General features: G+C 73.8%; 16 protein-coding genes and 1 pseudogene. 8 read left to right on the top strand and 9 right to left on the bottom strand.

The genetic code is table 11. From position 1 onward, the window contains the following. Positions 1-62 precede the first annotated feature (62 nt). The gene (locus tag ADK60_RS22380) at positions 63-500 is read right to left on the bottom strand and encodes a gamma-glutamylcyclotransferase family protein (RefSeq protein WP_053648408.1); all 438 of its coding nucleotides are present in this window, start codon (positions 498-500) and stop codon (positions 63-65) included. 78 nt (positions 501-578) lie between these two features. Here ADK60_RS22380 and ADK60_RS22375 point away from each other — a divergent pair, with 78 nt between their 5' ends. Both ADK60_RS22375 and ADK60_RS22370 read left to right on the top strand, forming a co-directional pair. Continuing rightward, positions 579-2033, top strand: a complete 1455-nt coding sequence (locus ADK60_RS22375) for an NAD(P)H-quinone dehydrogenase (RefSeq protein WP_045938102.1) — start codon at positions 579-581, stop codon at positions 2031-2033. A gap of 236 nt (positions 2034-2269) precedes the next feature. After that, positions 2270-3238, top strand: a complete 969-nt coding sequence (locus tag ADK60_RS22370; protein WP_045938101.1) for a DeoR/GlpR family DNA-binding transcription regulator — start codon at positions 2270-2272, stop codon at positions 3236-3238. 173 nt (positions 3239-3411) lie between these two features. Here ADK60_RS22370 and ADK60_RS22365 read toward each other — a convergent pair whose 3' ends face one another. The 6 genes from ADK60_RS22365 to ADK60_RS22345 form a co-directional block, all read right to left on the bottom strand. After that, a complete protein-coding gene (locus tag ADK60_RS22365) occupies positions 3412-5184 on the bottom strand; it encodes an acetyl/propionyl/methylcrotonyl-CoA carboxylase subunit alpha (protein WP_045938100.1) in 1773 nt (590 codons plus the stop codon). Between the two features lie 241 nt (positions 5185-5425). Next, positions 5426-6277: a hypothetical protein gene (locus tag ADK60_RS44975; protein WP_063783226.1), complete on the bottom strand. Its 852-nt coding sequence runs from the start codon at positions 6275-6277 to the stop codon at positions 5426-5428. A gap of 299 nt (positions 6278-6576) precedes the next feature. Continuing rightward, a complete protein-coding gene (locus ADK60_RS22355) occupies positions 6577-7176 on the bottom strand; it encodes a nucleoside triphosphate pyrophosphatase (RefSeq protein WP_053648406.1) in 600 nt (199 codons plus the stop codon). A 44-nt stretch (positions 7177-7220) separates the two neighbouring features. Then, complete coding sequence (gene mmpB / locus ADK60_RS47765) at positions 7221-7346, bottom strand: morphogenic membrane protein MmpB (RefSeq protein WP_286185295.1); 126 nt, start codon at positions 7344-7346, stop codon at positions 7221-7223. 462 nt (positions 7347-7808) lie between these two features. Next, a complete protein-coding gene (locus ADK60_RS22350) occupies positions 7809-8030 on the bottom strand; it encodes an acyl-CoA carboxylase subunit epsilon (RefSeq protein ID WP_030393431.1) in 222 nt (73 codons plus the stop codon). 35 nt (positions 8031-8065) lie between these two features. Continuing rightward, complete coding sequence (locus ADK60_RS22345) at positions 8066-9655, bottom strand: acyl-CoA carboxylase subunit beta (protein ID WP_045938098.1); 1590 nt, start codon at positions 9653-9655, stop codon at positions 8066-8068. 255 nt (positions 9656-9910) lie between these two features. Here ADK60_RS22345 and ADK60_RS22340 point away from each other — a divergent pair, with 255 nt between their 5' ends. The 4 genes and pseudogenes from ADK60_RS22340 to ADK60_RS22325 all read left to right on the top strand — a co-directional run bounded on the left by ADK60_RS22340 (position 9911) and on the right by ADK60_RS22325 (position 15129). Further along, entirely contained in the window at positions 9911-10810 is a 900-nt protein-coding gene (locus tag ADK60_RS22340) for a biotin--[acetyl-CoA-carboxylase] ligase (RefSeq protein ID WP_053648404.1), read from the top strand. A 275-nt stretch (positions 10811-11085) separates the two neighbouring features. Beyond that, positions 11086-12237, top strand: coding sequence for an adenylate/guanylate cyclase domain-containing protein (locus ADK60_RS22335; protein WP_045938120.1), 1152 nt, complete (start codon positions 11086-11088; stop codon positions 12235-12237). 617 nt (positions 12238-12854) lie between these two features. Beyond that, a pseudogene (locus tag ADK60_RS46845) lies at positions 12855-14012 on the top strand (GGDEF domain-containing protein); the annotation flags it as partial. Positions 14013-14745: 733 nt separating this feature from the next. Further along, positions 14746-15129 (top strand): hypothetical protein, encoded by a 384-nt coding sequence (locus ADK60_RS22325; RefSeq protein ID WP_159400528.1) that lies wholly within the window; start codon positions 14746-14748, stop codon positions 15127-15129. Between the two features lie 24 nt (positions 15130-15153). Here ADK60_RS22325 and ADK60_RS22320 read toward each other — a convergent pair whose 3' ends face one another. Then, a complete protein-coding gene (locus ADK60_RS22320) occupies positions 15154-15762 on the bottom strand; it encodes a TetR/AcrR family transcriptional regulator (protein WP_053648400.1) in 609 nt (202 codons plus the stop codon). Positions 15763-15907: 145 nt separating this feature from the next. Here ADK60_RS22320 and ADK60_RS22315 point away from each other — a divergent pair, with 145 nt between their 5' ends. Next, positions 15908-17107 (top strand): macrolide family glycosyltransferase, encoded by a 1200-nt coding sequence (locus tag ADK60_RS22315; RefSeq protein ID WP_053648398.1) that lies wholly within the window; start codon positions 15908-15910, stop codon positions 17105-17107. Positions 17108-17126: 19 nt separating this feature from the next. Here the strand turns inward: ADK60_RS22315 and fdhD are convergent, their stop codons facing one another. Further along, positions 17127-17951 carry a formate dehydrogenase accessory sulfurtransferase FdhD gene (gene fdhD / locus ADK60_RS22310; protein ID WP_053648396.1) on the bottom strand — a complete coding sequence of 275 codons (825 nt, stop codon included), beginning with the start codon at positions 17949-17951 and terminating at the stop codon, positions 17127-17129. A gap of 175 nt (positions 17952-18126) precedes the next feature. Between fdhD and hutH the strand changes: the two genes are divergently transcribed. Then, a complete protein-coding gene (gene hutH, locus ADK60_RS22305) occupies positions 18127-19710 on the top strand; it encodes a histidine ammonia-lyase (protein ID WP_053648391.1) in 1584 nt (527 codons plus the stop codon). Positions 19711-19713: the final 3 nt, after the last annotated feature.

Genomic DNA, 19713 nt, shown 5'->3' with positions numbered 1-19713 from the left:
TGAACGTACAGCTCCGGGGCGGCGGAACCGTGCCGCGACCCGGAGCAATCTCCAAAGAGGTCTCAGCAGGGACGGCGGCGCAGGTCCAGCACGTAGTCGTCGGGGGCCCCGGCGCTCTCCGCCGCGTCCGCGATCAGGCCCAGGTAGCGGGCCGCCGGCAGGCCGCCCTCGTAGTCGTTGAGCACGTACGTCCAGACCGTCACATCGCCGTCCAGGGTCTGCGCCCGGAGCCGGGTCTTGCGGTAGATGCCGAGCTGGACGCCCTCCCAGCGGTCCAGCCCCTCCTCGTCCATCGGCGCCACGTCGTACAGCGAGACGAAGACCTGCTCCTTCTCGTCCTCCACCACGGTGGCCAGCGAGCCCTCCCAGCCGAGGTGCTCGCCGCCGAAGGTCAGCCGCCACCCGGACAGCCACCCCGTGCCGCGCAGTGGCGAGTGCGGGGCGCGGCGGGTCATCTGCCGTGCATCGAGGTTGGTGGCATACGCGGCGTAAAGGGGCATGGGGCGAAGCCTACGTTCACCGGCCGATCCGACAGAAGCCCCGACCCCGGCGTGGCAGTCCTCCCGGCGTGCGGGACAATGGGTGACGTGACTCGGATCGTGATCATCGGTGGCGGACCAGGCGGCTACGAGGCGGCGCTCGTCGCGGCCCAGCTCGGCGCGGAGGTGACCGTCGTCGACCGCGACGGCCTGGGCGGATCGGCGGTGCTCACGGACTGCGTGCCGTCGAAGACGCTGATCGCGACGGCGGAGGTGATGACGACCTTCGACAGCTCGTACGAGGAGCTGGGCATCATCGTCGCCGACGACACCCCGCACATCGACACCCCGGCCCGGGTCGTCGGCGTCGACCTCGGCAAGGTCAACCGCCGGGTGAAGCGCCTGGCGATCGCGCAGTCCCACGACATCACCCAGTCCGTCACCCGCGCCGGCGTCACCGTGCTGCGCGGCCGCGGCCGGCTGGGCACCGGCGGACAGGCCGTGGACGGCTCCCGCGAGGTGCTGGTCGACGCCCCCGACGGCAGCGTGCAGTCCCTGCGCGCCGACGCGGTGCTGATCGCCACCGGCGCCCACCCGCGCGAGCTCCCGGACGCCCAGCCGGACGGCGAGCGGATCCTGACCTGGACCCAGGTGTACGACCTGGACGAGCTGCCGCGCGAGCTGATCGTGGTCGGCTCCGGCGTCACCGGCGCCGAGTTCGCCGGCGCCTACCAGGCGATCGGCTCCAGGGTCACCCTGGTCTCCTCGCGCGACCGGGTGCTGCCGGGCGAGGACCCGGACGCCGCCGAGGTGCTGGAGGAGGTCTTCCGCCGCCGCGGCATGAACGTGATGAGCCGCTCCCGCGCCGAAACGGTCAAGAGGATCGGCGACACGGTCGAGGTCACCCTCTCCGACGGCACGGTGATCGAGGGCACCCACTGCCTGATGGCGGTCGGCTCGATCCCGAACACCGCGGAGATGGGCCTGGAGGAGGCCGGGGTCAAGCTCAACGACTGGGGCCAGATCCAGGTCGACCGGGTGTCCCGCACCTCCGCCCCCGGCGTCTACGCGGCCGGCGACTGCACCGGCGTCTTCATGCTCGCCTCGGTCGCCGCCATGCAGGGCCGGATCGCGATGTACCACGCGCTCGGCGACGCGGTGCAGCCGCTGAACCTCAAGACCGTGGCCTCCAACGTCTTCACCGACCCCGAGATCGCCACCGTCGGCTACACCGCGGCCGATGTGAAGTGCGGCAAGATGGACGCGGTCGAGGTCAAGCTCCCGCTGCGCGGCAACCCGCGCGCCAAGATGCAGGGCATTCGGGACGGCTTCGTGAAGCTGTTCTGCCGCCCCGGCACCGGCATCGTGGTCGGCGGCGTGGTCGTCGCCCCGCGGGCCAGCGAACTCATCCACCCGATCTCGCTCGCGGTGGACGCCAATCTGACGGTCGAACAGGTGGCCAGCGCCTTCACCGTCTACCCCTCGGTCTCCGGCTCCACCGCCGAGGCCGCCCGCCAGCTCCACATCCGCAAGCGGGACGCGGGCGAATCCTGAGCCTCCGGTGCGCAGTTGAGGGCGGTCGCCGTTCGGCGGCCGCCCTTCGCGCGTCCGGGGGTGTCACCCGGACGGCGGGCGCAGCCCCGGCGTACCGGCGGCGCGAATTGTACGGTCACGCGCCGCTCGGGCGTGAGCAATTCCCGCTACTAGCAGCAAACGCCTGAAAGCAGACGGTCACGCAGGTTACCGTCGGTTCTGTGTTTGCAGCAGAACGTCGCCAGTTGATCCTCGAAATGGTGCGCGCCAACGGAGCCGTCTCGCTCCGGGAGTTGGCCCGCGTCGTCCAGACCTCCGAAGTGACCGTGCGCCGCGACGTACGGGCCTTGGAGGCAGAAGGGCTCCTCGACCGCCGGCACGGCGGCGCGGTGCTCCCCGGCGGCTTCAGCCGCGAACCCGGCTATCCGCAGAAGACCCACCTCTCCGCCGCCGAGAAGAGCGCCATCGCCGATCTCGCCGCCGGACTGGTGGAGGAAGGCGACGCCGTGGTGGTCGGCGCCGGTACCACCACCCAGGAACTCGCCCGCCGACTCGCCCGGGTGCCCGGGCTGACGGTGGTCACCAACTCCCTCCTCGTCGCCCAGGCCCTGGCGCACGCCAACCGGGTCGAGGTGGTGATGACCGGCGGCACCCTGCGCGGCTCCAACTACGCCCTGGTCGGCAGCGGTGCCGAACAGTCGCTGCACGGGCTGCGGGTCACCAAGGCCTTCGTCTCGGGCAGCGGGCTCACCGCCGAACGCGGACTCTCGACCACGAACATGCTCTCCGCGAGCGTGGACCGGGCACTGGTGCAGTCGGCCGCCGAGGTGATCATCCTCGCCGACCACACCAAGCTCGGCGCGGACACCATGTTCCAGACCGTCCCCACCGAGACCATCACCCGGCTGGTCACCGACGAGCACGCCACCGCGGACGACGCCACCGCCCGCGAACTCGACGCGCTCGCCGACTGCGGGGTGCAGATCGACCTCGCCCCGCTCGGCGCCCCGCCGCCCGGGGACGCCCCGGTCCACGGCACCGGCAGCGGCCCGGTCCACCAGACCCAGCCCGGCCCGTTGGCCCGCCGCAACGCGCCGCCGCCCGGCGGCGCCCCGCTGCCCGGCCAGCGGCGGCCCGGCACCCACGGCGGTCCCGGCGGGCCGGGCGGGCCCGGTGGGCCGCTGCCGGCCAGACTCGCCGAACTGGGTCTGCCGCGCGGGCGCTGAAGCCCGCGCGGGCGGGGCCGCCGCTCCGGCTGCCCTGTGGCTTCGTCGCACCACCGCACGACCGTTGCACCGCATGGCCGTTGCACCGCACGACCGCCGAAAACGTGACCGGTCCGCACACCCGAAGGTGTACGGACCGGCGGCGGACCTTCAGTGCCCGATCGGGCCCCGACTCAGTCCTTGATCTCGCAGAGCGCCGCGCCGCTGGAGACGCTCGCACCCACCTCGGCCTTGAGGCCGACGACCGTGCCCGCCTTGTGCGCGTTCAGCGGCTGCTCCATCTTCATCGCCTCCAGGACGACGATCAGCTCGCCCTCGGCGACGACCTGACCCTCCTCCACCGCGACCTTCACGATGGTGCCCTGCATCGGCGAGGCCAGCGTGTCACCGCTGACCGCCGAACCGGCCTTCTTGGCACCGACCCGGCGCTTGGCCTTGGCGGCCCCCGCACCGGCCGCCGGAGCGGCGGCGACACCCAGCGAGGACGGCAGCGAGACCTCGATCCGCTTGCCGCCGACCTCGACGACCACGGTCTCCCGGCCCTCCGCCTCCTCGCCCTCGCCGGCCGCACCGGCGAACGCGGGAATCGTGTTGTCGAAGTCGGTCTCGATCCACCGGGTGTAGACCGTGAACGGCCCCTCGCCGCCGTGCACCTCGGGCGCGAACGCCGGGTCGGTCACGACCGCCTGGTGGAACGGGATGGCCGTCGCCATGCCCTCGACCTTGAACTCGGCCAGCGCGCGCCGCGCCCGCTCCAGCGCCTGCTTGCGGTCCCGGCCGGACACGATCAGCTTGGCCAGCAGCGAGTCCCAGGCCGGGCCGATGACCGAACCGCTCTCCACACCCGAGTCCAGTCGCACACCCGGGCCCGACGGCGGCGCGAACAGCGTCACCGTGCCCGGCGCGGGCAGGAAGTTGCGGCCCGGGTCCTCACCGTTGATACGGAACTCGAAGGAGTGACCCCGCACCTCCGGGTCGCCGTAACCGAGCTCCTCGCCGTCCGCGATCCGGAACATCTCCCGGACCAGGTCGATCCCGGTGACCTCCTCGGTGACCGGGTGCTCCACCTGCAGACGGGTGTTGACCTCCAGGAAGGAGATCGTGCCGTCCACCGCCACCAGGAACTCGCAGGTGCCGGCACCCTCGTAGCCGGCCTCCTTGAGGATGGCCTTCGACGCCCGGTACAGCTCGGCGTTCTGCTCGGGGGTCAGGAACGGCGCGGGCGCCTCCTCGACCAGCTTCTGGTGCCGGCGCTGCAGCGAGCAGTCACGGGTGGACACGACCACCACGTTGCCGTGCTTGTCCGCGAGGCACTGGGTCTCGACGTGCCGCGGGTTGTCCAGGTAACGCTCGACGAAGCACTCGCCGCGACCGAAGGCGGCGACCGCCTCCCGGACCGCCGAGTCGTACAGCTCCGGAATCTCCTCCAGGTTGCGGGCGACCTTGAGGCCGCGACCGCCGCCGCCGAACGCCGCCTTGATGGCGACCGGCAGACCGTGCTCCTGGGCGAAGGCGACGATCTCCTCGGCACCCGAGACCGGGTCCGGCGTGCCGGCGACCAGCGGGGCACCGGCGCGCTGCGCCACGTGCCGGGCGGTCACCTTGTCACCCAGGTCGCGGATGGCCTGCGGCGGCGGGCCGATCCAGGTCAGGCCCGCGTCGAGCACGGCCTGGGCGAAGTCGGCATTCTCCGACAGGAAGCCGTAGCCGGGGTGGACGGCGTCCGCACCCGAGTCGGCGGCGGCCTGGAGGACCTTGGCGATGTCCAGGTAGCTGGTGCCGGGAGTGTCGCCGCCCAGCGCATAAGCCTCGTCGGCCGCGCGGACGTGCAGCGCATCCCGGTCCGGCTCGGCGTAGACGGCGACGCTGGCAATACCGGCGTCCGAGCAGGCCCGGGCGACGCGGACAGCGATTTCCCCGCGGTTGGCGATGAGCACCTTGCGCACTGTGGCTCCCTTCTTGAACCTCGTTGAGTTTATGGATTCCTGGGCAGTACCGGCGAGTAGCCCCAGGTTGTGAACTATCCCACACAGAGGGTGATGCGCCCGGGCGGGCGGTGGGCGGCCCGACGGGAGTATGTGCAGGTGATGGCGCATACGGCCTGGGTGGTGCGGCGACTGCGCTCGGTGACGGGGCGGCGTGGCGGCGCGATGGGTCGGTGGCACCCGCTCCTGGTGCGGGTGCCGTTCAAGGAGTGGGGGCGGACGCGGGGCCTGGGCCGGGTGCCGGTGCGGGTGTCGGTGCGGGTGCGCCCGCAGGTGCGACTGCGGGCGCGGTGCCGGGGGTGGTTCCGGCGGTGGTGTCCGGACCTCCCGGCGGGGTCGGTGCGCGTTCCAGGGCCAGGGCGGTGACGTCGGCGATCTGCTCGACCACGTCCGGGCCGTAGGCACCCGGGTTGACCACCTTGAGCAGCAGGGCGAAGGTGCCGTCCGTGCCGTACCGGCGGACCAGCCGGCGGTGGTTGGTGACCAGGTGGCGGACGCCGGCGTGGTTGGCGATGCCGGTCTGGCCGGAGATCAGGAAGACCGGGCGGCCGTGCCCGGGTGTGGCCAGCCGGGCGAGCAGGACGTACTCCCCGGCCTCGAGGTCGGCGGCGTACGACCGGCCGCCGATGGTGATGGTGTTGTCCCGCACCACCTGGTCGTTGGAGATCGCCACCCCCGGCAGGCCCCAGGCGAGGTGGGCGGCCATCCGCTCGTTGGAGACGGGGCCGCCGAAGCAGAACTCGGTCTTGGCGCCGAGGCCGCGCGGGGCGGCGTCGTGCGCGACCAGGTCGGTGTGCGCGCCGCACTCCTTCACCAGGGCGGCCAGTTCCATCAGCGCGTAGGCGTCGCGCCGGGTGACCGTCCTGTGGTGCGCGCCGGTGCCGATGCTGCGGTTGACCACGATCAGGCACTCGCTGCCGGCGGGCAGGCCGAGGAAGTCCCTGGTCCGTTCCAGCCGGCGTCTTCGGCGCAGGCTCTGACCGAGCCAGCCGAGGACGGCACTGATCGCGCTTGCCACCAGGCCCAGCAGGACGTTGAGCAGACTGTCGGTCATCCGCTCGCCATCTCCCCCGTCGGTTTGGAGCGTCGGCGCCGTCCGGGCGCTCCTCTAGCGTGCATCACATCGGATTGTCGGTGGGGGAGATGGCGACAATTGTGCCGCTCTTTGGCGCGTGGGCGACGCCCCGGCGGCGCTCCGGTGGCGTCCCGGCGGCCGACTCCCGGGGTGTGGGCGACGCTCCGCCGCGACCGTTCCCGGGGCGCGCGTGGGCCCGTCGTACGCGCAGGGTCCGGCGTGGGTGCGGGGCTTGCACGTTTGTGCGGGCCGTCGGGCATGCGGGGCCGCCCGACCCGTCAGACCCAGAGGTCGGTGATCCGCACGCCGAGTTCGGTGAGCAGCCCGCGCAGCAGCGGCAGCGAGAGGCCGATGACATTGCCCGGGTCGCCGTCGACGCCCTCGACGAACGGGGCCGAGCGGCCGTCCAGGGTGAACGCCCCGGCCACGTGCAGCGGTTCGCCGGTCGCGATGTACGCGGCGACCTCGGCGTCGTCCGGGGTGCCGAAGCGCACGGTGGTGGAGGCGGTGGCGGAGGCATGTCGGCCGGTGGCGGTGTCGATCACGCAGTGGCCGGTGCGCAGCACGCCGGCCCGGCCGCGCATGGCCTGCCAGCGGGCCAGCGCCTCGGCCTCGTCGGCGGGCTTTCCGAGGGCCTGGCCGTCCAGCTCCAGCACCGAGTCGCAGCCGATCACCAGCTCGCCCTCGGTGAGGGTGGCGGCGACGGCCTTGGCCTTGGCCTCGGCGAGCACGAGGGCGAGTTCGGCGGGGGTGGCGGCGGTGAGGGCGTCCTCGTCGACGCCGCTGACCACCACGCGCGGGTCGAGGCCCGCCTGACGCAGCAGCCCGAGCCGGGCGGGGGAGGCGGAGGCGAGCACGAGGGAGCGACGGTCGGTCATGCCACCAGGGTAGAGGGCCGCTCCGGGCGGTCGTTCTGCGGTCGTCAGACCATCAGCAGAACCGCGATCACCAGGGCGAGGGCGGCGAGCACATGACCGGCCCGGTGCAGCCGCCGCTGCATGCGCCGGGCTTCCGGGGAGGGCTCGTCGCGGGGGTCTGACCAGAGCATCGTTCCAGGGTGCGCCCCCGGCGGGTCGGGCGCCTGAGTATCCGTACTCAGCTTTCGGGGCAATCCGGGCTCCGTGGCGGGGTGCTCCTTCCTGCTGCACTTTGCAAAGTGGGCACTTTGCAAAGTGCAGGTACTGAGCGGCTGCCACAGCTGACAGCTCGGGAAAATGCCAGGTGGGGCCCGCTCCACCTGGGCGGAGCGGGCCCCGTGGGTGCACTTTGCAAAGTTCCTGTGCACTTTGCAAAGTGCACCCACGAGTGAACGGCACGGGTGAACGGCACGGTCGAACGGGAACAGGAACGGAGCAGCACCGGGAGCGGCACCGGGTGCAGGAGCAGGACAGCACCGGGAACAGGAACGGCCGCTCGGCACTGCGCGCTGCAGTGCCGAGCGGCCGTTCCCATCCGCCCCCCCGGTGCCGACGCGGCGGCACCGGGGGGGCGGCGGCAGTACCGAGCGGTACTAACCGGCCCAGCCGGAGGTGCGCCAGGCGTTGACGCCGGGGCGCGGGGTCGCGCGCAGCCGGCGCGCGCGGTCGTTCCAGGCGGAGTCCGGGCCGTCGCCCGCGCGGCGGGCCGCCTCGGCGGCGGCCTGCGCGGCGGCGGCCCGGGACTGGACCACCGCCAGGACGGTGGCCAGCTCCTCGGGGGTCGGCTGCCCGTGCAGCACATGGATCGGGGCCATGCTCAATCCTCTCGCGATCCTCCTGAGAGGAGCCACTACAGCGGAATGTTGCCGTGCTTCTTCGGGGGCAGCACCTCGCGCTTGCCGCGCAGCGCGCGCAGACCGCGGACGATGTGCCGGCGGGTCTCGCTGGGCGCGATGACCGCGTCCACATAGCCGCGCTCGGCCGCCAGGTACGGGTTGAGCAGGGTGTCCTCGTAGGAGGCGATCAGCTCGGCCCGCTTCTCGTCGGCGAGGCCGGCCGCGTCGGCCTCGGCGATCTCCCGCCGGTGGAGGATGTTGACCGCGCCCTGCGCGCCCATCACGGCGATCTGCGCGGTCGGCCAGGCCAGGTTGAGGTCGGCGCCGAGGTGCTTGGAGCCCATGACGTCGTACGCGCCGCCGAAGGCCTTGCGGGTGATCACGGTGATCAGCGGGACGGTCGCCTCGGCGTAGGCGTAGATCAGCTTGGCGCCGCGGCGGATGATGCCGTCCCACTCCTGCTCGGTGCCGGGCAGGAAGCCGGGCACGTCGACGAAGGTGATCACGGGGATGTTGAAGGAGTCGCAGGTGCGGATGAACCGCGCGGCCTTCTCGCTGGCGGCGATGTCGAGGCAGCCCGCCAGGTCCATCGGCTGGTTGCCGACGATGCCGACCGGGTGGCCCTCGACCCGGCCGAAGCCGGTGATGATGTTGCCGGCGTAGAGCGGCTGGGTCTCCAGGAACTCGCCGTCGTCGAGGACGTGCTCGATCACGCGGTGCATGTCGTACGGCTGGTTCGCCGAGTCCGGCACCAGGGTGTCGAGTTCGAGGTCCTCGTCGGTGACGGACAGGTCCGCCTCCTCCGGGAAGGCCGGCGGGTCGGAGAGGTTGTTGGAGGGCAGGTACGAGAGCAGGCTCTTGACGTACTCGATCGCCTCCTTCTCGTCCGCCGCCAGGTAGTGCGCGTTGCCGGACTTGGTGTTGTGGGTGCGCGCGCCGCCCAGCTCCTCCATGCCGACGTCCTCGCCGGTGACGGTCTTGATCACGTCGGGGCCGGTGATGAACATGTGCGAGGTCTGATCGGCCATCACCACGAAGTCGGTGATCGCGGGGGAGTAGACCGCACCGCCCGCGCAGGGGCCCATGATCAGCGAGATCTGCGGGATCACCCCGGAGGCGTGCACATTGCGGCGGAAGATCTCGCCGTACAGGCCGAGCGAGACGACGCCCTCCTGGATCCGGGCGCCGCCGGAGTCGTTGATGCCGATGACCGGGCAGCCGGTCTTCAGCGCGAAGTCCATGACCTTGACGATCTTCTCGCCGAAGACCTCACCGAGCGAGCCGCCGAAGACCGTGAAGTCCTGCGCGAACACCGCGACCTGACGGCCGTCCACGGTGCCGTAGCCGGTGACCACGCCGTCGCCGTACGGCCGGTTCTTCTCCTGGCCGAAGTTGATCGAGCGGTGCCGGGCGAACTCGTCGAACTCGACGAAGGAGTCCTCGTCCAGCAGCTCCACGACGCGCTCGCGGGCCGTCAGCTTGCCCTTGGCGTGCTGCTTCTCGACCGCCTTGGCGGAGCCGGAGTGCACCGCCTCGTCGATCCTGCGCCGGAGGTCGGCGAGCTTGCCGGCGGTGGTGTGCGGGTCGTGCGACGCCTCGGTCATTCCGGTGGCTCTCCCTGATCCTGGGCCGCTACCTGTTTTCGGTGGCGCGGGCCGGGTGGGGGCGGCGCGGACGAGGGGTGCAGGGCGGCACAACGAACTACCGTTGGGTAGCGTAGCCAGCGCGGAGGGCCCGACGTAATGTCCGGCGGTTATGGCCAGCGCCACAGTGTCGTCGGCGCCCGTTCTGGGAGACGATGGGACGGCGTACGGCCTCCCGGCCGGTGCCGGCCCCGCTGTCCGCCTAGGGTGAGCCGCATGACCTCCGACACCCCCCGCCGCAGTGGACTGCGCGGCCTCGGCCACGCCGGACCGTCGCCGTGGACCGACCTGGACCGCCCGCCGCTGGACGCCGCCACGCTCCGCCGGGACCTGGTGCGCCCCGGTGGGCTCTGGACCTCGCTGGACGTCGTGGAGGAGACCGGCTCCACCAACACCGACCTCGCCGCCCGGGCCCGCGCGGGCGCCCCGCAGGGCGCGGTGCTGGTCGCCGAGTCGCAGAGCTCCGGCCGCGGCCGGCTGGAGCGGCAGTGGACCGCGCCCGCCCGCTCCGGCCTCTTCCTCTCCCTCCTGCTTCGCCCGGACGAGGTACCCGTCGAACGGTACGGCTGGTTGCCGATCCTGGTCGGCGTCGCCGCCGCGAGCACCCTGAGCCGGGTCGCCGAGGTCGAGGTCGGCCTGAAGTGGCCCAACGACCTGCAGGTGGAGGTCGACGGCGCCGAGCGCAAGATCGGCGGCATCCTGACCGAGCTGGGCGGCGGGGCGGTGGTCGCCGGCCTGGGGCTGAACGTGTCGCTGCGGGCCGCCGAACTGCCCGTCCCCACCGCCGCCTCGCTCGCCCTGGCCGGTGCCGCCGTCACCGACCGGACCACCCTGCTGCGCGCGCTGCTGCGCGAGTTCGCCGAGCTGTACGGGGAGTGGACGGCCGCCGGCGGTGACCCGCACACCAGCGGCCTGCTGCGCGCGTACGCGCAGCGCTGCACCACGCTGGGCCGCCCGGTGAAGGTGCTGCTGCCCGGTGACCGTGAACTGATCGGCGAGGCGGTCGCGGTGGACGGGGCCGGGCAGCTGGTGGTCCGTACCCCGGACGGGGGCCGGCGGGCGGTCGGCGCGGGGGACGTCGTCCATGTGCGCCCGGAGCCGCGCGACGGGCGGTAGTACGGGCGGGTCGTTCGGCCGGGCCGGAGCGTGCGCCGGCCCCGCTCCGGCCCTGCTCCGGAGCCCGCGCCGGACGGGTCGCGCGCCGTGCGCCGGGCGGGTTGCGGTGCCTCCCCTTACCTCCCCTTGACTCGGGCGGATGCCCCGGATCGCGCGATTCCGTGCGAACATTCCACCTGGCAGCAGTGTGAGGCGCGCCACTGCCCGAACGGGCGCGGCCGCGCCCGCACTGGCACGACACGAGGCGAGTGCGGCGACCGCACGGGGACGGACCGGTGGCAGAGGACGGCAGCAACGGCGGCGGCAACGGCGCCGACGGCAACGGCGGCCCGGCGGGCTCCGACGACCAGACCGTCGCCCTCGACCTCGAACGCCTGATCCTGGACGCGCCACGCCGCTACACCCCGTACCAGGCCGCGCGGGCCGCCGACGTCCCGATGGAACTGGCCACCCGTTTCTGGCGGGCGATGGGCTTCCCGGACATCGGCCAGTCCAGGGCGCTGACCGACGGCGATGTGATCGCGCTGCGCCGACTGGCGGGCCTGGTCGAGTCGGGCCTGCTGAGCGAGTCGATGGCGATCCAGGTGGCCCGGTCCACCGGGCAGACCACGGCCCGGCTCGCGGGCTGGCAGATGGACACCTTCCTGGAGAACCTCACCCAGTCCGTCGAGCCCGGTCTCACCCGGGCCGATGTCGCCTACCCCCTGGTCGAGCTGCTGCTGCCGGAGCTGGAGCAGTTCCTGGTGTACGTCTGGCGGCGGCAGCTGGCCGCCGTCACCGGCCGGGTGGTGCAGGCCGCCGAGGACAACGAGATCACCAGCGGCCGGCTCGCGGTGGGCTTCGCGGACCTGGTCGGCTTCACCCGGCTGTCCCGGCGGCTGGAGGAGGAGGAGCTCGGCGAGCTGGTCGAGACCTTCGAGAACACGTGCTCCGACCTGATCGTCGGCCGGGGCGGCCGGGTGATCAAGACGCTCGGCGACGAGATCCTCTTCGTCTCCGAGGACCCGGTGATCGCCGCCGGGATCGCGCTCAGCCTGATCGAGGCGCTGGCCGAGGACGACAGCATCCCCGCCCTGCGGGTCGGCATGGCCTTCGGCACGGTCACCTCGCGGATGGGCGACGTGTTCGGCACCACGGTGAACCTGGCCAGCCGGCTCACCTCGATCGCACCCAAGGACGCGGTGCTGATCGACGGCGAGTTCGCGGCCGCGCTGGAGCAGTACGGCAGTGTCGCGCCGGCCGGGGAGGACGCGTCCGGGCTGGCCGACGCCCTGTCGGTGGCCGCGGGGCTGCCGCCCTCCGGGCAGTACGGGCCCCTGCCGGAGGCGGGGCACCGGTTCAATCTGCAGCCGATGTGGCGCCGCCCGGTGCGGGGGCTCGGGCTGGTCGAGCCGTGGCTGCTCTCCCGGCGGCCGCACGGCGAGTAGCGCGCGGCCGGGACGGGCCCGACGGCCGTCCGGAAGCCGTTCTGCCGCTGCTTTGCCCCGTCACCTTCTCGGACCCCGGCCCCGTCACAGCCTGCCACCGTCCCCGTCGGCGCTCCCGTCGCCCGTCCCGTCACCGATCCCGTCGCCGCCCTGCGCGGCCCCGCGCCGTCCTGCCGCCGTCCGACGGGCGGCCCGTCGCGCCACGCCGAACGGTTGAAGGCCGCACGGTCTGGCGAATCCCGACTCCCAAACGGGGCATAACCGAACGAAACCGCCATAGTCTTGGTGCAGGCGCTCCGGTCCGGGCGGCCGGAGTAGCGAACCGTCGGGCGGGTAACCGATGTCGGACGGGTAGGACCTTCGGGAGCCTTCGGTGGTCACGCCGGCACGGACGGTGCGGGCACGGCGGTCGTCCGCCGACCATCAGGAGGACCGGGCACAGGGAGCGAGGCGAGCCGGTGAGCAGTGAGGCGATCATGACGGACCGCGACTGCGACCGAACGCGGCAGCCGGCGGCCGCCGCGCCGGCGCCCCCCGGCCCCGGGGTGCCCCGCACCCCCGTCGGCGGTGCGGCCACCGACGCCCGGCTGACGGCCGTCGTCGAGCTCGCCCAGGACATGGCGGGTGCGCTCACCCCGCTGGAGGCCGTCCGGGCCGCCGCCGCCCGTGCCACCGGGGCGCTCGGCGCCGCCATGGCCGCCGTCTCGGTCTGGGACCGCGAGTCCGGCCGGCTGCGGGTCCTGGTCAACCACGGCGAGCTCTCCCCCGGGGAGGAGGAGCTGCCCGAGGACGAGTCCTACCCGGTCGCCGACTTCCCCGAGATCGTCACCTACCTGGAGGAGCGCTGGTCCACCGGTCGGCTGCCGCGCGCCTGGGTGCAGACCGCCGACAACTCCCAGCCGCACGCCGGGCACGCCCACCCGACCGCCGGCGCGTACTGCCAGGAACGCGCCGCCGCGCTGCGCCGTCGCGGCCGGGCCTGCTGCGTGGTCGCGCCGATCGTGCTGCACGGGCAGGCCTGGGGCGAGCTCTACCTGGCCCGGACCGCCGGATCGGCCGAGTTCACCGAGGCCGACGCCGAGTACGCGACCCTGCTCGCGGCCCAGATCTCGGCCGGCCTCGCCCAGACCGAGCGCCTCGCCGACCTGCGCAAGCTGGCCTTCTCCGACCCGCTCACCGGCCTCGCCAACCGGCGCGCGGTGGACGCCCGGCTGGAGAGCGCGCTGGCCGCCCACAACCGGGACAACACCGTGGTGTCCCTGGTGGTCTGCGACGTCAACGGCCTCAAGCGGGTCAACGACCAGCTCGGGCACGAGGTGGGCGACCGGCTGCTGGAGCGCTTCGCCCACCAGCTGTCGCTGGCCGCCGCGAAGCTCCCCGGGAGCCTCGCGGCCCGGCTCGGCGGCGACGAGTTCTGCCTGCTCGTCGAGGGCCGCAAGTCGGACGAGGTGGTCGCCGTCGCCGAGGAGCTGTGCGCGCGGGCGCTGGCCCTGGCCGAGGGCGAGGGTGTCGCCTGCGGGGTCGCCTCCACCGGGGACTCCATCGGCCCCGTCACCACCCCCGACCGGCTCTTCCGGCTCGCCGACGCCGCCCAGTACCGGGCCAAGGCCGCCCGCGCCGCGCACCCGGTGGTCGCCGGCCGCAGCCACGGGCCCGGCTTCGCGCCCGACCCGACGGTGCTGCTCGCGGACGCCGCCGACCCGCAGTACCGCACCGACGGGCGCCCCCGGTCCGGCGGCCGGGCCGGTACCGGCGACCGCCGGCGGTTCCGCGGCGCCGCGCACAGCGCCGACCCCGGGCAGCTGCTCACGGCGGTGCTCGCCGCGCTCGACCGGCAGGGCGCCGCCCGCGCCGTCCACCCGGCCGACACCATGGGCAAGCTCGCCGTCGTCGCCGAGACCACGGCCCGGCTGCTGGACGCGGTCGGCTGGTGGATCTCCTACGTGCCGCCCGGGTCGCAGCTGATGCACACCGCGCGGCACGCCGTCTACCGGATGACCAGCGGGCCGAGCAGCACCCGGGCGGAGACCCAGCGCGCCCAGATCGAGGCCCCGGACGCCGTCTTCGACCTCCGCCACTACCCGCTGACCCGGTCCGCCGTGCGCGGCGGCGCCTTCGCGCTGCGCGCCGGGGCGGCGGGCAACGATCCGGCGGAGGAGGCCATGCTGGTGGTCTCCGGCTACCGCGGCATGGTCGCGGCCGGCGGCCAGAACCCGGCGGGCGGCTGGCTCCTCGAACTCTTCGCCGACGACGCCACCCTCCCGCTCGGCCAGGTCGCCGCCGCCCTCCGCGCCCTGGTCGCCGTCGCCCTCGCCGGTCCCGCCTCCCCGCCCGGCACCTGAGCCGGGGGCCGAGGGCCCCGGGGAGTGTGGTGCTTCGGTGACCGGTTGGTTCCGAGCGGGTCGCGGTCCGGTCCTGGGGGTGGGCGGGACGGGGTGGGCGTGGGATGGTGTCGGCGGTCGGCGGGCCGTCGGGGTCGCGCCGGATCGATGACGGGGGTTGATTCCTGTGCGCGCTCGGGTGATGGGCCTGGTGCTCTCCGCGGTGCTCGCGTTCGGCGGGACGGCGTTGGCGGCCGCACCGGCGGCCTCGGCGGCCTCGGCGGCCTCGGCGGTTTCGGTGGCCCCGGTGGCCGAGGCCGGGTCGCGGACGGTGGCGGGCGGTGGTGCCGTCCGGCAGGTGTCGGCGGGGCAGGGTGCCGGGCAGGTCGGGGCGGCGGCGGAGCGCCATGACGCCGCGCAGCTGGCCGCGTCCAAGGACAAGTCGAAGAAAAAGAAGAAGAAGGGCCTCGGCAAGCTCATCGGACTGGTGATCGGCATCGCCGTGGTGCTGGTGGTGATCGCGGTGATCGTCGTCGTGGTGCTGATGCTGCGCCGCCGCAACCGGTCCTGAGAACGGGGCCGAGTCCTGGCGTGCTCAGTCCCGGACGGGGCCGAGCGCGCCCAGGACGGCCGCGACGACCTGGTCGGCGTAGCCGGGGTCGAGCGGGCCGAGGCCGTGCAGCCAGCGGTAGTACAGCGGGCCGTAGAGGAGTTCGACCGCGAGGTCGAGGTCCGCGTCGGCGCGCAGCTGGCCGGCCTCGCGGGCGGTCCGCAGGCGTTCGCGGGTGACGGTCAGCAGTGGGTCGAGGAGGCGTTCGCGGTAGTCGCGCAGCAGGGCGGGGTCGGTGAGCACCTCGGCGGTGAGGGCGCGTCCGGTGCGGTCGAAGGCGGGGTCGGCGAGTTCGAGGGCGGTGAGCCGCAGGACGGTCCGCAGGTCCTCGCCGAGGTCGCCGGTGTCGGGGAGGGCGAGGCTGCCGGAGGGGTTCTCGTTGGCGGCGAGGAAGGCGTCGAAGACGACGGCGCCCTTGGAGGGCCACCAGCGGTAGATGGTCTGCTTGCCGACGCCGGCGCGGGCGGCGATCTTCTCGATGGTCAGCTTGCCGAAGCCGAGTTCGGCGACGAGTTCGGCGGCGGCGGTGAGGATGGCCGCGCGGCTCTGCTCGTTGCGGCGGCTGGGGTCGGGGGTGGTCTGCGGTCCGGTCATGGGCGCCATTCTAACGAGATGACGAGACGATCCGTATCGTCTTGACGATCTGGCCTGCCGGGTGCATTCTGGTGGCACGTCAGCGAGACGAACCGTCTCGTCTCGACAAGGATCCGAACCGCAGCCTTCCGAGAGGACCACCGGCATGACCCGCTCCGCCCATATCGTCATGGCTTCCATCCCGGCCCACGGCCACGTCAACCCGAGTCTCGCCCTGATCGCCGAGCTCGTCGCCCGGGGCCACCGGGTGAGCTACGTCAACGCGCCGTCCTTCGCCGGGGCGGTCGCGTCCACCGGCGCCACACCCGTCCCGTACGACAGCGAGCTGCCGTTCGACGGCGACCCCGCGGGGTGGCCCGAGGGCCCGGTCGCGATCCAGGACGTCTTCCTCGACGACGCCCTCGCGATGACCCCGGTGCTGCGCCGGCTCTTCGCCGAGGACCGGCCCGACCTCGTGCTGTACGACATCGGCGCCTTCGCCGCCCGGGCGGTGGCCGAGGGGCACGGTGTGCCGGCGGTGCAGCTGTCGCCCACGATGGTCGGCTGGGAGGGCTTCGAGGAGGACATGGCGCCGATGTTCGAGGAGCTCCGCAGCGGGCCCGGCGGCCCCGAGCACTACCGGCGGTTCGGCGACTGGCTGGCCGGCAACGGCCTCGACGTCCGGGACGTCGAGCGGGACGTCGAGCGGTTCAAGAACCGCCCGGACCGCGCGCTGGCGCTGATCCCGCGGGCCCTGCAGCCCTGTGCGGACCGGGTCGACACCGACCGGATCAGCTTCGTCGGCCAGTGCTTCGGCGACCGCTCGCAGCAGGGCCACTGGCAGCGGCCCGCCGGGGCGGAGAAGGTGCTGCTGGTCTCGCTCGGCTCGGCCTTCACCGACCGCCCGGCCTTCTACCGGGCCTGCCTGGAGGCCTTCGGCGGCCTGCCCGGCTGGCACGTCGTGCTGCAGATCGGCCGGTACACCGACCGGGCCGCGCTGGGCGAGGTGCCGGCCAACGTCGAGGTGCACCGCTGGGTGCCGCAGTTCGACGTGCTGGCGCAGGCGGACGCCTTCGTCACCCACGCCGGCACCGGCGGCGCGAGCGAGGGCCTCTTCCACGGGGTGCCGATGATCGCGGTGCCGCAGGCCGTCGACCAGTTCGCCAACGCGGACTCGCTGGTGGCGCTCGGGGTGGCCCGGCGGCTGGACACCGAGGACGCGACCGCCGGGGCGCTGCGCTCCGCGCTGCTGGAGCTGACCGGGGACCCGGCGGTGGCCGAGCGGCTCGCGGAGGGGCGCGCCGCGGCCCGGGCCGAGGGCGGTACGGCGCGGGCGGCGGACCTGGTCGAGGCCGAGTTGAAGTGAGGCGGGGCGGGGGTGCGGCTCAGGCGATCCGGTCGGGGCGGGTGTACACATTGGCGCCCTCGCCGCGCAGGAAGCCGACCAGGGTCAGGCCCAGCTCCTCGGCGAGGTCCACGGCCAGCGAGGACGGCGCCGAGACCGCGGCCAGCAGCGGCACGCCGGCCAGCGCCGCCTTCTGGGTCAGTTCGAACGAGGCCCGGCCGCTGACCAGGAGCACATGGCCGGTCAGCGGCAGCAGGCCCTCCCGCAGCGCCCAGCCGACCACCTTGTCCACCGCGTTGTGCCGGCCGACGTCCTCGCGGGCGCACAGCAGTTCGCCGGTCCGGCCGTCGAACAGGCCGGCCGCGTGCAGGCCGCCGGTGGAGTCGAAGGTGCGCTGGACGGCGCGCAGCCGGTCCGGCAGCGCGTAGAGCAGCGCGGGCAGGACGCTCAGCGGGTCCTCGCCGACCGGGTGCCGGACGTGGGTGCGCACGGCGTCCACGGTGTCGCGGCCGCACAGTCCGCAGGCGCTGGTGGTGAGCAGGTTGCGGTGGGCGGAGAGCGGCAGCGGGCGGGTGGTGTCGCGCAGCGTCGCGTCCACCACGTTGTAGGTGTTGGCGCCGTCCGCGTCGGTGCCGGCGCAGTAGCGCAGTGCCGCCAGGTCCTCGCCGGTGGTGGCCAGGCCCTCGCCGACCAGGAAGCCCGCCACCAGGTCGAAGTCCTGGCCGGGGGTGCGCATGGTGACGGTGAGCGGTTCGCCGCCGAGCCGGATCTCCAGTGGTTCCTCGGCGGCCAGCGCGTCGGGCCGGGTGCTGCGCCCGTCCCCGCGCAGCCGGAGCACCCGCCGCCGTGCCGTCGCCCGCGTCATCGTCCCGCCCGCCTTCCCGTCCGCCGCGCCCGGCGTTGCGCCGTCCGCCTCCCCACAGCGTGCGGCACCGGCCCGGGTATTCGAAAATCCTGGTGACCGGGCGGTTCGGTGTCGCGAGCTTTCGACTGGGCCGAGATGGTTGTCATATCTCCATTCACCTGCTGAGATGATGCATATGGATATGCACAGTGCTGCGGCCGCCCACGCGCCGCTCGTCCAGGTCGGCAAGGCCGACGTCGGCGCCGAGGACGTGCTGGCCGTCGCCCGGGGCAACGCCCGGGTCGAGATCGGCCCCGACGCGATCGCCGAGATGGCGACCGCGCGCGCCCGGATCGACGCCCTGGCCGCCGAACCGCGCCCCGTCTACGGCGTCTCGACCGGCTTCGGCGCCCTCGCCGTCCGGCACATCAGCCCCGAGCTGCGCGCCCAGCTGCAGCGCTCGCTGGTGCGCTCGCACGCCGCAGGGATGGGCCCGGTGGTCGAGCGCGAGGTCGTCCGCGCGCTGATGTTCCTGCGCATGAAGACCCTCGCCAGCGGCCGCACCGGCGTCCGCCCGCTGGTCGCCCGGACCATGGCCGCGCTCCTCAACGCCGGCATCACCCCGGTGGTCCGCGAGTTCGGCTCGCTCGGCTGCTCCGGCGACCTCGCGCCGCTGTCGCACTGCGCGCTCGTGCTCATGGGCGAGGGTGTGGCCACCGGCCCCGACGGCGTCGAGAAGCCCGCCGGCGAGCTGCTCGCCGCCGCCGGCATCGAGCCCGTCGAGCTGCTGGAGAAGGAGGGCCTCGCCCTCATCAACGGCACCGACGGCATGCTCGGCATGCTGGTCATGGCCATCGCGGACCTGCAGCGGCTGTTCACCACCGCCGACATCACCGCCGCGATGACCCTGGAGGCGCTGCTCGGCAGCGACAAGGTGCTCGCGCCCGAGCTGCACGCCCCGATCCGCCCGCACCCCGGCCAGGCGGCCGCCGCCGCCAACATGCTGACCGTGCTCCGGGGCTCCGGCCTCACCGGCCACCACCAGGACGACGCGCCGCGGGTCCAGGACGCCTACTCGATCCGCTGCGCCCCGCAGGTCGCCGGCGCCGGCCGCGACACCCTCGCCCACGCCCAGCTGGTCGCCTCCCGGGAGCTGGCCGCCTCGGTCGACAACCCGGTGGTGCTGCCGGACGGCCGGGTCGAGTCCAACGGCAACTTCCACGGCGCCCCGGTCGCCTACGTGCTGGACTTCCTCGCCATCGCCGCCGCCGACCTCGGCTCGATCTCCGAGCGCCGCACCGACCGGCTGCTCGACAAGGCCCGTTCGCACGGCCTGCCGGCCTTCCTGGCCGACGACCCGGGCGTGGACTCCGGCCTGATGATCGCCCAGTACACCCAGGCCGCGCTGGTCAGCGAGAACAAGCGGCTCGCGGTGCCGGCCTCGGTCGACTCGATCCCCTCCTCCGCCATGCAGGAGGACCACGTCTCGATGGGCTGGTCCGCCGCGCGCAAGCTGCGCCAGGCCGTGGAGAACCTCGGCCGGATCCTGGCCGTCGAGCTCACCGCCGCCGCCCGGGCGCTGGAGATCCGTCAGCAGGCCGGAACGGGCGCCGAGCCGGCGCCGGCCACGGCCGCGGCGATGGCCGCCGCCCGGGCCGCCGGGGTCGGCGGCGCCGGTCGCGACCGCTTCCTGTCGCCGGACCTGGAGGCCGCCGCCGCGCTGGTCGCCTCGGGCGAGCTGGTGCGGGCCGTCGAGCGGGTCACCGGCCCGCTGGCCTGACCT

Origin of the sequence: Streptomyces sp. XY431, from assembly GCF_001279805.1 — a bacterium.
Taxonomy (GTDB): domain Bacteria; phylum Actinomycetota; class Actinomycetes; order Streptomycetales; family Streptomycetaceae; genus Kitasatospora; species Kitasatospora purpeofusca.
The sequence above is the reverse complement of the archived record's forward strand: the minus strand, read 5'-3'. Positions and strand labels throughout refer to the sequence as shown.

What these genes read in the sequence shown, in the direction of transcription:
- ADK60_RS22340 (WP_053648404.1), top strand. Translation starts at nt 9,911, where the DNA reads ATGACCTCCGACACCCCCCGCCGCAGTGGACTGCGCGGCCTCGGCCAC.
- ADK60_RS22345 (WP_045938098.1), bottom strand. Translation starts at nt 9,655, where the DNA reads ATGACCGAGGCGTCGCACGACCCGCACACCACCGCCGGCAAGCTCGCC.
- ADK60_RS22380 (WP_053648408.1), bottom strand. Translation starts at nt 500, where the DNA reads ATGCCCCTTTACGCCGCGTATGCCACCAACCTCGATGCACGGCAGATG.
- ADK60_RS22320 (WP_053648400.1), bottom strand. Translation starts at nt 15,762, where the DNA reads ATGACCGGACCGCAGACCACCCCCGACCCCAGCCGCCGCAACGAGCAG.
- ADK60_RS22370 (WP_045938101.1), top strand. Translation starts at nt 2,270, where the DNA reads ATGGTGCGCGCCAACGGAGCCGTCTCGCTCCGGGAGTTGGCCCGCGTC.
- ADK60_RS44975 (WP_063783226.1), bottom strand. Translation starts at nt 6,277, where the DNA reads ATGACCGACAGTCTGCTCAACGTCCTGCTGGGCCTGGTGGCAAGCGCG.
- ADK60_RS22315 (WP_053648398.1), top strand. Translation starts at nt 15,908, where the DNA reads ATGACCCGCTCCGCCCATATCGTCATGGCTTCCATCCCGGCCCACGGC.
- hutH (WP_053648391.1), top strand. Translation starts at nt 18,127, where the DNA reads ATGGATATGCACAGTGCTGCGGCCGCCCACGCGCCGCTCGTCCAGGTC.
- ADK60_RS22375 (WP_045938102.1), top strand. Translation starts at nt 579, where the DNA reads ATGGGTGACGTGACTCGGATCGTGATCATCGGTGGCGGACCAGGCGGC.
- fdhD (WP_053648396.1), bottom strand. Translation starts at nt 17,951, where the DNA reads ATGACGCGGGCGACGGCACGGCGGCGGGTGCTCCGGCTGCGCGGGGAC.
- ADK60_RS22350 (WP_030393431.1), bottom strand. Translation starts at nt 8,030, where the DNA reads ATGGCCCCGATCCATGTGCTGCACGGGCAGCCGACCCCCGAGGAGCTG.
- ADK60_RS22355 (WP_053648406.1), bottom strand. Translation starts at nt 7,176, where the DNA reads ATGACCGACCGTCGCTCCCTCGTGCTCGCCTCCGCCTCCCCCGCCCGG.
- mmpB (WP_286185295.1), bottom strand. Translation starts at nt 7,346, where the DNA reads ATGCTCTGGTCAGACCCCCGCGACGAGCCCTCCCCGGAAGCCCGGCGC.